Genomic DNA, 439 nt, shown 5'->3' on the forward strand with positions numbered 1-439 from the left:
GTTTCAATATCTCGATATTCATCAATTGATTGGAATCGAACGTTCGTCATTCCGATTTCTTCACCTTGATAAATATATGGCGTTCCTTTCATCATATGAAGAACAGTCGCCAACATTTTCGCAGATTCAATGCGATATATTCCATCATTACCAAAACGAGATACAACGCGAGGCTGATCATGGTTATTCCAATAAAGGCTATTCCATCCAGTATACTCTAATGCTTTTTGCCACTTTGTTAAATTCTCTTTTAAAGTAAGAAGTGAACATGGTTTTACATCCCACTTTCCACCTTCTCCTGAATCTAAATCCATATGTTCAAATTGGAATACCATTTGCAACTCTTTTCGTTCTTCTCCAGTATACAATTTGGCTTCTTCTGTCGTTACACCAGGCATTTCACCAACCGTCATAATATCATAATTCGATAATACTTCCT

The 439-nt window shown here is 36.2% G+C and carries 1 pseudogene; it reads right to left on the reverse strand.

Features of this window, described 5'->3' with window-relative positions:
- Window positions 1-439 (reverse strand): annotated as a pseudogene (malL, locus tag SB717_RS33790) (oligo-1,6-glucosidase); the annotation flags it as partial.

Origin of the sequence: Priestia sp. SIMBA_032, assembly GCF_046535215.1 — a bacterium.
Taxonomy (GTDB): Bacteria; Bacillota; Bacilli; order Bacillales; family Bacillaceae_H; genus Priestia; species Priestia aryabhattai.